Origin of the sequence: Aeromonas sp. HMWF014, from assembly GCF_963878295.1 — a bacterium.
Lineage (GTDB): Bacteria > Pseudomonadota > Gammaproteobacteria > Enterobacterales > Aeromonadaceae > Aeromonas > Aeromonas popoffii.
On record NZ_CAWNYS010000386.1, the window covers coordinates 1 to 12,770 of the forward strand.

Annotated in this window: 13 protein-coding genes; 3 read left to right on the plus strand and 10 right to left on the minus strand. The window is 57.6% G+C overall.

Annotation, left to right across the window (positions count from 1 at the left end; genetic code table 11):
* Both AAC083_RS15735 and AAC083_RS15740 read left to right on the plus strand, forming a co-directional pair.
* A partial coding sequence (locus AAC083_RS15735) for an HD-GYP domain-containing protein (protein WP_146181699.1) occupies positions 1-1,188 on the plus strand: 1,188 nt, incomplete at its 5' end.
* Between the two features lie 133 nt (positions 1,189-1,321).
* Entirely contained in the window at positions 1,322-1,666 is a 345-nt protein-coding gene (locus tag AAC083_RS15740; RefSeq protein WP_042035112.1) for a hypothetical protein, read from the plus strand.
* Positions 1,667-1,725: 59 nt separating this feature from the next.
* On the opposite strand, the gene AAC083_RS15745 is transcribed toward AAC083_RS15740, so the two are convergent.
* From AAC083_RS15745 to rplU, 5 genes are all read right to left on the minus strand, one after another.
* Positions 1,726-3,420, minus strand: a complete 1,695-nt coding sequence (locus tag AAC083_RS15745) for an AMP-binding protein (protein ID WP_108537088.1) — start codon at positions 3,418-3,420, stop codon at positions 1,726-1,728.
* 173 nt (positions 3,421-3,593) lie between these two features.
* Positions 3,594-4,964 carry a YjiH family protein gene (locus tag AAC083_RS15750; RefSeq protein WP_108537089.1) on the minus strand — a complete coding sequence of 457 codons (1,371 nt, stop codon included), beginning with the start codon at positions 4,962-4,964 and terminating at the stop codon, positions 3,594-3,596.
* A 400-nt stretch (positions 4,965-5,364) separates the two neighbouring features.
* Complete coding sequence (cgtA, locus tag AAC083_RS15755) at positions 5,365-6,570, minus strand: Obg family GTPase CgtA (RefSeq protein ID WP_042035118.1); 1,206 nt, start codon at positions 6,568-6,570, stop codon at positions 5,365-5,367.
* 192 nt (positions 6,571-6,762) lie between these two features.
* Positions 6,763-7,020 (minus strand): 50S ribosomal protein L27, encoded by a 258-nt coding sequence (gene rpmA / locus AAC083_RS15760; protein WP_005311678.1) that lies wholly within the window; start codon positions 7,018-7,020, stop codon positions 6,763-6,765.
* A 17-nt stretch (positions 7,021-7,037) separates the two neighbouring features.
* A complete protein-coding gene (gene rplU, locus AAC083_RS15765; RefSeq protein WP_005304210.1) occupies positions 7,038-7,349 on the minus strand; it encodes a 50S ribosomal protein L21 in 312 nt (103 codons plus the stop codon).
* 242 nt (positions 7,350-7,591) lie between these two features.
* On the opposite strand from rplU, the gene ispB reads away from it, so the two are divergent.
* Entirely contained in the window at positions 7,592-8,563 is a 972-nt protein-coding gene (gene ispB, locus AAC083_RS15770) for an octaprenyl diphosphate synthase (RefSeq protein ID WP_108537090.1), read from the plus strand.
* 89 nt (positions 8,564-8,652) lie between these two features.
* Here the strand turns inward: ispB and AAC083_RS15775 are convergent, their stop codons facing one another.
* The 5 genes from AAC083_RS15775 to hfq all read right to left on the minus strand — a co-directional run bounded on the left by AAC083_RS15775 (position 8,653) and on the right by hfq (position 12,683).
* Positions 8,653-8,841: a DUF2065 domain-containing protein gene (locus AAC083_RS15775; RefSeq protein WP_042035122.1), complete on the minus strand. Its 189-nt coding sequence runs from the start codon at positions 8,839-8,841 to the stop codon at positions 8,653-8,655.
* A 99-nt stretch (positions 8,842-8,940) separates the two neighbouring features.
* Positions 8,941-9,825, minus strand: a complete 885-nt coding sequence (gene hflC / locus AAC083_RS15780; protein WP_108537091.1) for a protease modulator HflC — start codon at positions 9,823-9,825, stop codon at positions 8,941-8,943.
* A 3-nt stretch (positions 9,826-9,828) separates the two neighbouring features.
* Positions 9,829-10,977 (minus strand): FtsH protease activity modulator HflK, encoded by a 1,149-nt coding sequence (gene hflK / locus AAC083_RS15785; protein WP_108537093.1) that lies wholly within the window; start codon positions 10,975-10,977, stop codon positions 9,829-9,831.
* Between the two features lie 92 nt (positions 10,978-11,069).
* Positions 11,070-12,356, minus strand: coding sequence for a ribosome rescue GTPase HflX (gene hflX, locus AAC083_RS15790; protein ID WP_108537092.1), 1,287 nt, complete (start codon positions 12,354-12,356; stop codon positions 11,070-11,072).
* Between the two features lie 63 nt (positions 12,357-12,419).
* Complete coding sequence (hfq, locus tag AAC083_RS15795; protein WP_005311664.1) at positions 12,420-12,683, minus strand: RNA chaperone Hfq; 264 nt, start codon at positions 12,681-12,683, stop codon at positions 12,420-12,422.
* Positions 12,684-12,770: the final 87 nt, after the last annotated feature.

Consider the following 12,770-nt stretch of genomic DNA (forward strand, 5'->3'; position numbering starts at 1 on the left):
CTGCTGGAAGAGCAGAAACAGTTGCTGGACTCCTTCATCGAGCTGATGGCCGGCGCGATCGATGCCAAGAGCCCCTACACAGGGGGTCACTGCCAGCGCGTACCCGAGCTGACCCGGATGCTGACCGAGGCGGCCTGTGCCCAGCAGCAGGGCCCGTTCGCCGATTTCCGGCTCAATGAGGAGGAGTGGGAGGCCATCCATATCGCGAGCTGGCTGCACGACTGTGGCAAGGTCACCACGCCGGAATTCGTGGTCGACAAGGCTACCAAGCTGGAGACCTTATACGACCGGATCCACGAGATCCGCACCCGCTTCGAGGTGCTCAAGCGCGACGCCTATATCGAGGCGCTGGCGACCCGCCTGTCGGAATCCGGGCGACATGCCGCCCGCGAGGAGGTGGCCCCGCTCTGGAGCACCCTGGACGAGGAGTTTGCCTTCGTCGCCGAGTGCAACCTCGGGGGGGAGTGGATGGCACCGGAGAAACTGGCCAGACTGGATGCCATCGCCAGCCGCACCTGGCTGCGCACCCTGGATGACAGACTCGGCATCAGCCGGGAGGAACTCAAGCTGCGCCAGAGCGAGCACGCCACGCAGCTGCCCTGCGCCGAACCGCTGCTGGCCGACAAGGCGGCCCACCTCATTCCCCGCCCCGCCCACGACAGCCTGGATGAGCACAATTCCTGGGGCTTCAAGGTCAAGGTGCCCACCTATCTCTACAACCGGGGGGAGCGTTACAACCTGGCCATAGGCCGTGGCACCCTCACCGAGGAGGAGCGCTACAAGATCAACGAACACATCATCCAGACCATCCGCATGCTGGAGCGGCTCCCCTTCCCGCGCCATCTGCGCAGCGTGCCCGAGATCGCCGGCGGTCACCATGAGCGCATGGACGGCAAAGGCTACCCGCGCCAGCTGCTGGGGCAGCAGATGAGCATTCCGGCCCGCATCATGGCCATCGCCGACATCTTCGAGGCGCTGACCGCCAGCGATCGCCCCTACAAGTCGGGCAAAACAGTGGCCCAGTCTCTTGCCATCATGCAGAGCATGGTGCGCGAGCAGCACATAGATCCGGCACTGTTTACCCTGTTCGTCAGCAGCGGTATCTGGCGCGACTATGCCGAGCGTTTCCTAGCGCCAGAGCAGCTGGACGAGGTGGATAGCGACGCCCTGCTGGCTGCGCTGACCTAGGGCGGGGTCATATTTTCTTACATTTGTGCACTGGTCTGAGAGCGCCGGCTTGGTTATAACGGTGCCCCGATAGCGAAGGGGGAGCAAAAGACTCCCCCTCACTCTTTGTCACACCACACTGTTCAGGTTATCTATGTCAAAACATCTCATCGTGCTGGGCGCACTGGCGCTGTCCGGCTGCGCCCTGTTGTCGCCACCCACCGTCACCCCGGTGCACCTGGCCGATGCCAGCCAGCACGGCTTCTATATCGAGTGCAGCAGCATGGCAGCCTGTTTCCAGCAGGCCAACCAGACCTGCCCCCAGGGCTACCAGGAGACGGATCGCCGTCAGCAGACGCTCTACTCCACCCAGTACACGACGGGCAGCTATGACGAGAAAAAGAAGCTCTACAAGGCAGGCAAGCCTTATCGCGTCGCCAATACGGTCCATTCGCTGACCATTCAGTGCCCCAAGGACTTGAGCATCACGCCGCGCTAGCAAGCAGCAAGCAACGAAAAAGGGCCCGCGGGCCCTTTTTCCTGAGCGGCAAAACCGCCTCAGCGCGTCGCCTCGGCATGCTGGCGGACCAGTTCGCGGCTCATGGCCTCCCGCATCTTGAACTTCTGCAGCTTGCCGGTCACCGTCATGGGGTACTCCTCCACAAAGCGGATGTATCTGGGAACCTTGAAGTAAGCGATGCGGGCCGAGAGAAAATGCTTGATCTCCTCCTCACTGACCACTTGATCCGGCCTGAGCTTGACCCAGGCGCACACCTCCTCACCGTAACGCTCGCTGTCGACACCGAACACGGCCGCATCCTGCACCGCTGGATGAGCGTAGAGTCGCTCCTCGATCTCTCGCGGATAGATGTTCTCGCCACCACGGATGATCAGCTCCTTGCTGCGCCCGACGATCTGCACATAACCCTCTTCGTCCATGATGCCGATATCCCCCGAGTGCAGCCAGCCCTCCTCGTCGATGGTCTCCGCCGTCTGGGCAGGATCCTGCCAGTAACCCTTCATCACCCCGTTGCTACGACAACAGATCTCCCCCCGCTCGCCGATGGGCACCAATGTGCCACTCGGATCAACCAGCTTGATCTCGGTGTGATCGAGGGCGCGGCCGACCGTGGTAACACGCTTGTGCAGTGGCGCATCGATGGCGGTCATGTGGTTGATGGGACTGCACTCTGTCTGGCCGTAGGCAATCGTCACCTCGGTCATGTGCATCAGAGTCTGCACCTTGCGCATCAAGGGCTCAGGGCAGATGGCCCCGGCCATGATGCCAGTGCGCAGGGAGGAGAGATCAAACTCTGAAAAGCCGGGCAGCTCCAGCTCGGCGATAAACATGGTCGGCACGCCGTGCATGGCGGTGCAACGCTCCTCGCTCACCATCTGCAGGGTTGCCACAGGGTCGAACGCTTCCGAGGGAAACAGGGCGCAGGCCCCCACGCTGATGCAGACCAGGTTGCCGAGTACCATGCCGAAACAGTGATAGAGCGGCACCGGTATGCAGAGCTTGTCCTGCTCGCTGAACGCCATACCCCGCGCCACCTGACGGCCGTTGTTGAGGATGTTGCTGTGGCTCAGGATCGCACCCTTGGGGTTGCCCGTGGTGCCCGAGGTGAACTGGATGTTGATGGCATCGTCCGGCTTGAGGCTCGCCGCCACCCGGGTAAGCCGGTCCGGATCCTGCTCGTCCCCCAGCGCCAGCACGGTATCGAAGTTGAGCATGCCAGCGGTGGCCTCCTCCCCGAGCCGGATCACCATCGCCAGGCTCGGCAGGCGGGCACTGACCAGCTGCCCGGGCGGCGAGCTGGCCAGTTCCGGGGCCAGCTCATTGAGCATGGCGAGGTAATCGCTGCCCTTGAAGGCACTGGCACAGATGAGGGCACGGCACCCCACGTTGTTGATGGCAAACTCCAGCTCGTAGCTGCGGTAGGCAGGATTGATACAGACCATGATGGCGCCGATGCGGGCGGTGGCGAACTGTACCAGACACCACTCTATGTTGTTTGGTGACCAGATGCCGACCCTGTCGCCCGGCTGGATGCCGAGCCCCAGCAAGCCCAGCGCCAACCTGTCTATCTGGGTGAGGTATTCGCGGTAGCTCCAGCGGATCTGCTGATGACGCACCACAACAGCAGGCCTTTCGGGAAAGCGTTCCGCTATCTCTTGCAGGTATTCGCCTATGGTCTGATGAAGCAGGGGCTGATCGCAGGGACCGGTCCGGTAGCTGAGCAGTGAGGTCATGGGGTGACTCCTGGCCACGTTCGATTTGAATTGCCTACTGCTCGGCTGGCACGCTGTTTTCAGCTTGTTACATTAATGTAATTACTCACCATTAAAAAGACTCACTTTGGTCTAATGCCGACCACAAAAAACGGCCAACCCAGGTTGACCGTTTTGAATCCAGAGCAAGGGCCCTAGAACAACAGATGTGCTACACCGGCGATGACCGGCAGAGTGACCAGGGTGCGCAGCAGGAAAATGACAAACAGCTCCCACAGCTTGACCGGGATCTTGCTGCCCAGCAGCAGGGCACCCACTTCCGACATATAGATGAGCTGGGTGACCGACATGGCGGCGATCACGAAACGTGTGATGTCGCTCTCTATGGTCGATGCCAGCACGGCCGGGATGAACATGTCGGCGAAGCCCACCATGATGGTCTTGGAGGCCGCCTCGGCTTCCGGTAGCTGCAGCAATTCCAGCAAGGGCACAAAGGGTGCCCCCAGCCAGTTGAAGATAGAGGTGTGCTCGGCCAGCATCAGGGCACAAGTCCCTATGGCCATCACCACCGGCAACACACCAAACACCATGTCGAGTGCATTCTTCACACCTTCTCGCGCCACCGCGCCCATGTCCGTCATGCTCTCGGCCTTGGTCAGCGCCCGCTCATAGCCGTAGCTCAGCACGCTGTGCTGATGAGGCACGGACTCCTGCTGGCGGCACAGGGGGGCGCCATCGGCATAGACATCCTTCTTCCAGGAGAGCGGTGGCAGGCGCGGCACCACGATGGCAGCCACCACTCCAGCCAGGCAGACGGTCAGGTAGAAGGGCACGAACATGTGCTCCAGCCTCACCTGGGAGATCACCACCAGACAGAAGGTGATGGACACTGCCGAGAAGGTGGTCCCTATGACGGCAGCCTCACGCTGGGTGTAGAACTTGCCTTCGTACTGCTTGCTGGTCAGCAGAATGCCGACGCTGCCATCCCCCAGCCAAGACGCGAAGCAATCCACGGCGGAACGGCCCGGCAGGCGAAACACGGGGCGCATGATGCGGGTCATCATGGTGCCGACGAACTCCAACAGACCGAAATCCAGCAGCAGGGGCAACAGCAGGCCGGCGAAAATGAACACCGAGAACAGCACAGGCAACAGATCGTGCAGCACCAGACCACCGGTGGCATCGGAGCGCAGCACCTCGGGCCCGAACTCGAAGAAGGTCAGCAGCACGAACACACCGCCCAGCACCCGCACGCAGGCCCAGAAGGGAGGTACATTGAACAGGCTGTTGAGGAAAGGGCGTTGCACTAGGATGGCCGGCTTGAACAACCAGGCAATCAGCGTCATCAACATGGTGGTGGTGATGATGGCACTGACCATGGCCACCAGATAATCGGCAAATACCGTCTGCACCAGTTTCGCCAGCACGGCGACGGGTATGGTGACATTACCGTCATAGATGACGGGGGTCATGAACAGCAGGATCCCGATGAGTGACGGGATCAGGAACATCAGCACGTTGCGGCGGGTATTGAGCGCAGGTGCTTGCAGAGTCTTTTCCAGCATGGTTTACAGCCTTAATGTTACTTTTCCTTAGCCAGGCGAACCTGCATATTCATGCTTTCACCCAGCAAAACGGGCGCAAGAATACTCCAATAAAATGCACAAACAAGCCTTTAACGGATCATTTCAAGCATAAATATTTTTACAGGCAAACCTTCCATAAGAATGACCTCAAACAGACATGCATATCAATTCACTACAGATAGTTAGCACATTGTTTCAATTGGGTTACATTCAGGTGCGCAGTATAATCAGTTGCAGTTGGCAGGCAATAAGTGACATGAGAAATATATCTACATGGTGATCAAGCCAGTCTGGATGGACCCCATAAAAAAACCGAAGTCTGTTACCAGACTCCGGTTTTTCTCACCAATGGGCGAAGATGCCAGGCAGGACCGAGTGATCAGTCACGAACATAGATGACTTCAACGCCATCCTCGTCGTCATCATCCCAGTCATCATCATCATCGAGGGTCGCATCGAAGGCCAGGGAAGCCGCTGCAGCCTCCGCTTCGGCCTGGGCCAGCTGGTTCTTGTGGTAATCGTCCCACTTGAACTCCACCTTCTCGATGGCATCCTTGGCATCTTCTACCAGCGTGCGCGGCATGGTATCCAGCAGATCCAGGATGTCATAGCACACCTTCTTGGTGCCTTCCTTGCTGATGGCCGTGATCTGGTAGACAGGGCCTTCGTAGGCCAGCGCAGCCTTGACGCGCTCCATCACCTCGACCGCTTCCTCTTCCAGGATCAGATCCATCTTGTTGAACACCAGCCAGCGCGGCTTGCCCGCCAGCTCGGGGCTGTATTTTTCCAGCTCCTTGACAATCGTCACGGCATTCACGGCCGGATCCGAGCCATCTACCGGGCAGATATCCACCAGGTGGAGCAGTACGCGGCAACGCTCCAGGTGCTTGAGGAAACGGATCCCCAGACCGGCGCCTTCGGCGGCACCCTCGATCAGACCCGGAATGTCGGCGATCACGAAGGAGCGGGAGTTCTCGCCACGCACTACGCCCAGGTTCGGCACGAGTGTGGTGAAGGGGTAGTCAGCCACTTTGGGTCGGGCGGCAGACACTGCGCGGATAAAGGTAGACTTGCCTGCGTTGGGCAGACCCAGCATGCCGACGTCGGCCAGCAGCAACAGTTCCAGCTTCAGGGTACGTACTTCACCCGGCGTACCGCTGCTCTTCTGGCGCGGCGCCCGGTTGACGGAGCTCTTGAAGCGGGTGTTGCCCAGACCGTGGAACCCCCCCTTGGCAACCATCAACTTCTGACCATGGCTGGTCAAGTCGCCCAGTCGCTCACCGGTATCTTCATCACTGGCGCGGGTTCCGACAGGAACGCGCAGCACCTTGTCTTTGCCACGATGACCAGTACAGTTGGCACTGCGACCATTCTCACCGCGCTCGGCCGCATGGAAGCGCTCGAAACGGTAATCGATCAGGGTGTTCAGGTTTTCGTCGGCAATCAGATAGACATCGCCGCCATCGCCACCGTCTCCGCCATCCGGGCCGCCGTTGGGAACGTACAACTCCCGACGAAAACTGACACAACCGTTACCACCGTCACCGGCATCGACTCGAATCTGGACTTCATCAACAAACTTCATAGGTAACCGTCACCTTAATTCGAAAAACCGATACGCAATTATAGTGGTACAGGCCCCTGCGGGCGATACGCATCTTAGCGATGAATGCCTCGCGCAACACCAGGCACATCTGCGTTCCGTTTTTTCGTAAACTGCGTCAGAAAAACAAAAGCCCCGCCTGTTGGCGGGGCTTCGGATCCTTGCGGTCCGTAATTACTCAGCAACTATGCTAACGTACTTACGATTCAGCGGACCTTTAACTTCGAACAGGATCTTGCCAGTCGCTTTCGCGTACAGGGTGTGATCGGTGCCCAGACCAACGTTGGTGCCAGCGTGGAACTTGGTACCACGTTGACGAACGATGATGCTGCCTGCCAGAACTGTTTCGCCGCCGAAACGCTTAACGCCAAGGCGTTTAGCTTCAGAATCGCGACCGTTGCGGGATGAACCGCCAGCTTTTTTGTGTGCCATCTATCGGACTCCTCTAATTAAGCGCTGATGCCAGTGATTTTGACTTCAGTGAACCACTGACGGTGGCCCGCTTGCTTACGATGGTGCTTACGACGACGGAACTTGACGATAGTCACTTTCTCGCCACGGCCGTGAGCCACAACTTCAGCTACAACCTTGCCACCTTCAACGAAAGGAGCACCTACTTTAAAAGTGTCGCCTGCAGCAACCATCAGAACTTCGTTGAAGTCGATAGTAGCGCCAGTCTCAACGTTCAGCTTTTCCAGACGAACGATTTGACCTTCGGCCACACGGTGTTGTTTTCCGCCGCTTTGGAATACCGCGTACATTTGATTAACTCCGTAAAGGCGTGTCTTTTGCTCAAGGCCAGACACGCGCAAAAACCTATAACAATGGGCCGGCATTCTACGCAAATCGATTTGCTCAGGCAAGGCCAATTTAGCAAAAAGTTTATTTTGTGCGCATATCTGCCGCCGTGGATAAACGCTTAACTGTAACCCATTGTGAAATCGTGTAGAATCCCCGCCATTACTAAAACCGCAGTTATTGCTGCCGTCACGTTACGAGACTTATGGACCAACAGACTATCCGTGCGCTCTGTGCCGCCGACATGACGGCGGTGAATGAACTGATCCTGGCGAGACTTCAATCCGATGTCAGCCTGATCAACCAGCTGGGTTTCTATATTGTCAGTGCAGGCGGGAAACGGATGCGCCCCATGCTGACAGTGATGGCCGCCCGCGCACTGGGATACGAAGGTCAGGATCATCTCAAACTCGCCGCCATCATAGAATTCATCCATACCTCTACCCTGCTGCACGACGACGTGGTCGACGAATCCGACCTGCGCCGCGGCCGGGAAACCGCCAACGCCCTGTTTGGCAATGCCGCCAGCGTCCTGGTCGGTGATTACCTCTATAGTCGCTCCTTTCAGATGATGAGCGAACTCTCCAACCTGAAGGTGATGGAGATACTGTCGGATGCCACCAACACCATAGCCGAGGGCGAAGTGTTGCAGTTGATGAACTGCAACGATCCGGACACCACGGAACAGAGCTACATGACGGTCATCTACTGCAAGACCGCCAAGCTGTTCGAGGCCGCCACCCGCCTCGCTGCCGTGCTGACCCATCAGCCCGAGCCCATCGAGCAGGCCATGACCAACTATGGCAAGTATCTGGGTACCGCCTTCCAGATCATCGATGACGTGATGGACTACGGCTCCCAGAGCGATGAGATGGGCAAGAACGTTGGTGACGATCTGGCTGAAGGCAAGCCCACCCTGCCACTGCTACGGGCCATGGAAGTTGGCTCGCCCGAAGAGCGTCAGCTGGTGCGCGATGCCATAGCGCACCGCAACGGCATGGAACATCTCGACCAGATCCTGGCCATTCTCGACCGTACAGGTGCGCTGGAGTACTCACGCATGCGTGCCCGGCAAGAGGCTGACAAGGCCATCGCAGCGCTCGACGTCCTGCCGGACTCCCAGCACAAGCAGGCGCTGGAAACCCTGGCCCAGATGGCGGTACAGCGTAGCGCCTGAGTCAACGACTCCTGCTGGATGAACAAGAGGCCCGTGGGCCTCTTTTTTATGGTCTGCGCTTTAGTTAGAGGCTGATCCAGCCAGATGGCTCAATGGCTCAGCATCCAGATAATAACGGCGCCCGCTACCACCAGCGAGCCACCGATACGGCGCAGGTGCTCAGGTGACTGATCACTGAGCAGCCGCAGCATCTGCTGCCAGGCCCTCGGCATCAGCAGGGGGCCAAGCCCTTCAAACAGCAATAGCAGCCCCAGTCCCATCAACATGGATGTCAGCATCCCAGCTCCTTGCACAAAAAGCCGCCCATATCGGCGGGGCTGGCGCCATAAAGCAAAAGGGCCTGAATCATCAGGCCCTTTGGTCTTATTGCTTGTCTCTTACTGCTCGGTGCCGTTAGGCGACCTGAAGTAGCGGAAGAACTCGCTATCTGGCTTGAGCACCATCAGCTCGTTGCCACCGGCAAAGCTCTTGCGATAGGCCTCCATGCTACGCACGAAGCTGAAAAACTCGGGGTCTTTCTGGTAGCTGTCGGCATAGATCTTGGCGGCTTCCGCATCCCCTTCACCACGCAACTGACGCGCATTGCGCTCCGCGTCAGCGATCATGACGGTCACCTTGCGGTTGATGTTGGCACGCAGGATTTCGGCCTGCTCACGACCCTGTGAACGATGCTCACGGGCTACCGCAGTCCGCTCGGCACGCATCCGCTGAAAGATGGAGTTGGAGACTTCGACCGGCAGGTTGATCTGCTTGATCCGCACATCAACCACCTTGATACCGAGCTCGGAGGAGCGCGCCATCCTCATCAGTGCATCTTCCATCACGGTACTACGCTCACCAGAAACAATGTCCCTGATGGTGCGGTTACCTATCTCGGAGCGCAGACCGTTGTTGATCTTGCGCTTGAGCAGGTCTTCAGCCTGCATCTTATTGCCACCACCTGTTGCCAGGTAGAACCGGGAAAAGTCCTCAATCCTCCACTTCACATAGGAGTCGATGATGAGGTCTTTCTTCTCCGAGGTGACGAAGCGATCAGCCTGGCTGTCGATGGTCTGGATACGAGCATCCATCTTGCGAACCTGATCGATGAAGGGCACCTTGAAGTGCAGTCCTGGTTCAAAAAGCCGCGCTTCACCGGATTCAACCCGCTTCACCTTGCCAAACTGCACAACTATCCCTTTCTGCCCTTCATCAATCACAAAGATGGAGGAGAAGCCGATCATAGCGGCCACAGCGATGACACCAATAGCTACTTTTTTCATCTATTAGTTTCTCCCTGAGCTGAAACGATCGCCACTACGCAGCGGGATCGGTGTAGAGTTGGCCCCTTCGTTGGACGGAGGAATCGATTCAGCCTCCGGAGTACCAGCCGGAAGAGCCGGTTGTACGGCATTTGCTTTGCCAGAGAGCTTGTCGAGCGGCAGATAGATCATGCTGTTGTTGCCAGCCGGCATGTCGACCACCACCTTGTTAGCTTGCTGATAGAGCTCTTCCATGGTTTCCAGATAGATACGCTTACGAGTCAGCTCAGGAGCCGCCTGATACGTGGGCAGCAGCGCGCTGAAACGAGCAACCTCACCCTGGGCCCTCAACACGACCTGGGACTTGTAAGCTTTCGCTTCCTGCTCCAGACGCTTGACTGAACCACGCGCCTTCGGCTCGACTTCACGAGCATAGGCTTCTGCTTCACGGATGAAGCGCTGTTCATCTTCCTGAGCGGAAATGGCGTCATCAAAAGCATCTTTCACCTCTTCCGGCGGACGAGCCGGCAAGAAGTTGACGTCGACGATTTGCAGACCCATTTGGTATGGCTCTATGATGTCATCGATCACCTGCCAGGTCTCCTGACGGACTCTTTCCCGACCAGTGGTCAGTACATCATCCATCCGGGTATGACCCACCACATAGCGCAGAGCGCTATCGGTAGCCTGGCTCAGACTCTCCTCGGCATTGGTGACGCTGAACAGGAACTGTTCCGGATTGACAACACGAAACTGCACGTCCATCTCGACCCGCACCACGTTTTCATCCTGAGTCAGCATAAAGCCGGAAGCAGGCAGAGAACGCACAGACTCCACATCCACCGGTATAACCCGATCGATAAAAGTCGGCTTCCAGCGCAAGCCCGGCTCTACGTTGTGAGAGTAAGCACCAAACCGCAGAATCACCCCTCGCTCAGCTTCACGAATGGTATAAAAGCCACTGAGGACCCACACCACCACAGCGATCACCAAGACGATAGAGAGACCGAAACGTCCGATTTCACCACCTGACTTGCCACCCCCCAGCAAACCGCCAAAACGGCGGCTCACCTTGCGCAGCATCTCGTCCAGATCAGGGGGTCCCTGATTCTTGCCGTTGTTCCCCCAAGGGTCACGGTCTTTGCCGTTGTTTCCAGGCTCATTCCAAGCCATCAGCATCTCCATTAATACAAGCGGATGGATATCATCTCTATCTGGTCATCAATCGTTGATGAAGCGGGTAAGCATTCATCTTCATCCGCGACTCAATGCCTGATAAAGCGTTGTAAATTCTCACCTTCCTGTTTCACGAGGCGGTTCCAATCGGCTAGTTGCAGCCGAACTTGCAACACAAAATCCCCCTCCTCGCTGAAACCTTCCTGCTCAATGCCTTTAAGGCGATAGAGCGCACTTCGCAATCTGGCGGCCGAAGGAGGCAACTGCAGGGTATGATGCACCATGGAACCGGCCAGCAACTCGGTCAGAGCCGTAAACAGGGATTCACAGCCTTCCCCGGTCTGGGCCGACAACCAGAGACGCACAGGACGTCCCTCATCATCCCGTTCCAGACCTACCCGATGATCCACCAGCTTGTCGATCTTGTTGCAGATCATCAGCTGGGGTCTGTCATCGGCTTCAATCTCGGCCAACACCTGCTGCACGGAGTCGATATTCTCCTGCATCTGCTCATCGGCACAATCCACCACATGCAACAGCAGATCCGCTTCACGGGTCTCCTGCAGGGTCGCCTTGAAGGCCGCAACCAGATCATGGGGCAAGTGTCGAATAAATCCAACTGTATCAGCCAAAATCACATCACCCACATCCCGGATCACCAATTTACGCAGGGTGGGATCCAGAGTTGCGAACAATTGGTCGGCAGCATACACGCTGGCAGCTGTAAGTTGGTTGAACAAAGTGGACTTTCCGGCGTTGGTGTAACCCACCAGCGATACAGTCGGTACTTCGTTTCTGTTGCGGGCACGGCGGCCCTGTTCCCGCTGCTTGGCCACTTTGTCGAGCCGGCGCAAAATCGCCTTGATGCGCTCACGCAACAGACGACGGTCAGTTTCCAGCTGGGTTTCGCCCGGGCCGCGCAGACCGATCCCGCCCTTCTGACGCTCAAGGTGAGTCCAGCCTCGCACCAAGCGAGTAGAAAGATGACGTAGCTGGGCCAGTTCGACCTGCAACTTGCCTTCGTGGGTACGGGCGCGCTGGGCAAAGATATCCAGAATCAGGCCGGTTCTGTCAACGACCCGACACTGGAACAGGCGTTCCAGGTTGCGCTCCTGGGCAGGAGTCAGGGCATGGTTGAAGATCACCACGTCTGCGCCCAGCATCTGCACCTGGGACGCGATCTCTTCAGCCTTGCCGCTGCCGACAAAAAATTTGGCGCTGGGTGCATTGCGGTTGGTGGTGACTACCCCCAACGCATTGACCCCAGCCGAGCTCACCAACAGTTTGAGCTCTTCCAGATCCTCCCGCTCACCCTCATCGCTGAAGTTGACATGTACCAGAACGGCCTGTTCGCCTGCTTCATAACGGTCAAACAAGCGCTTGCTCCTTGACAGGAATCATGATGAATCTGGGTTGGCGAGTCATCTCGCCCTGAGATATCACGCCTCGGCTTCACCCTGTTCTTCGCCAGCTGCGCCAGGGACGTGCTGGTGATGGTTGACGGCACGGGCTGGCACCACGGTGGAAATGGCGTGTTTGTAGACCATCTGGCTCACGGTGTTCTTCAGCAAAATGACAAACTGGTCAAACGATTCGATCTGACCCTGCAGTTTGATGCCGTTCACCAAATAGATAGAAACAGGAATCCGCTCACGGCGCAGCGCATTCAAAAACGGGTCTTGGAGAGATTGCCCCTTAGCCATCTTCTTTTTCCTTATAGTTTGTTGTTTTTAAACACCGGATATCAATATAACAACCTGATTATACAGGAGTGTCAAGCCACACCGGCA

Bases quoted from the DNA above. Each gene is read 5' to 3' on its own strand.
- AAC083_RS15740 (WP_042035112.1), top strand. From the start codon at position 1,322: ATGTCAAAACATCTCATCGTGCTGGGCGCACTGGCGCTGTCCGGCTGC.
- AAC083_RS15745 (WP_108537088.1), bottom strand. From the start codon at position 3,420: ATGACCTCACTGCTCAGCTACCGGACCGGTCCCTGCGATCAGCCCCTG.
- AAC083_RS15750 (WP_108537089.1), bottom strand. From the start codon at position 4,964: ATGCTGGAAAAGACTCTGCAAGCACCTGCGCTCAATACCCGCCGCAAC.
- cgtA (WP_042035118.1), bottom strand. From the start codon at position 6,570: ATGAAGTTTGTTGATGAAGTCCAGATTCGAGTCGATGCCGGTGACGGT.
- rpmA (WP_005311678.1), bottom strand. From the start codon at position 7,020: ATGGCACACAAAAAAGCTGGCGGTTCATCCCGCAACGGTCGCGATTCT.
- rplU (WP_005304210.1), bottom strand. From the start codon at position 7,349: ATGTACGCGGTATTCCAAAGCGGCGGAAAACAACACCGTGTGGCCGAA.
- ispB (WP_108537090.1), top strand. From the start codon at position 7,592: ATGGACCAACAGACTATCCGTGCGCTCTGTGCCGCCGACATGACGGCG.
- AAC083_RS15775 (WP_042035122.1), bottom strand. From the start codon at position 8,841: ATGCTGACATCCATGTTGATGGGACTGGGGCTGCTATTGCTGTTTGAA.
- hflC (WP_108537091.1), bottom strand. From the start codon at position 9,825: ATGAAAAAAGTAGCTATTGGTGTCATCGCTGTGGCCGCTATGATCGGC.
- hflK (WP_108537093.1), bottom strand. From the start codon at position 10,977: ATGGCTTGGAATGAGCCTGGAAACAACGGCAAAGACCGTGACCCTTGG.
- hfq (WP_005311664.1), bottom strand. From the start codon at position 12,683: ATGGCTAAGGGGCAATCTCTCCAAGACCCGTTTTTGAATGCGCTGCGC.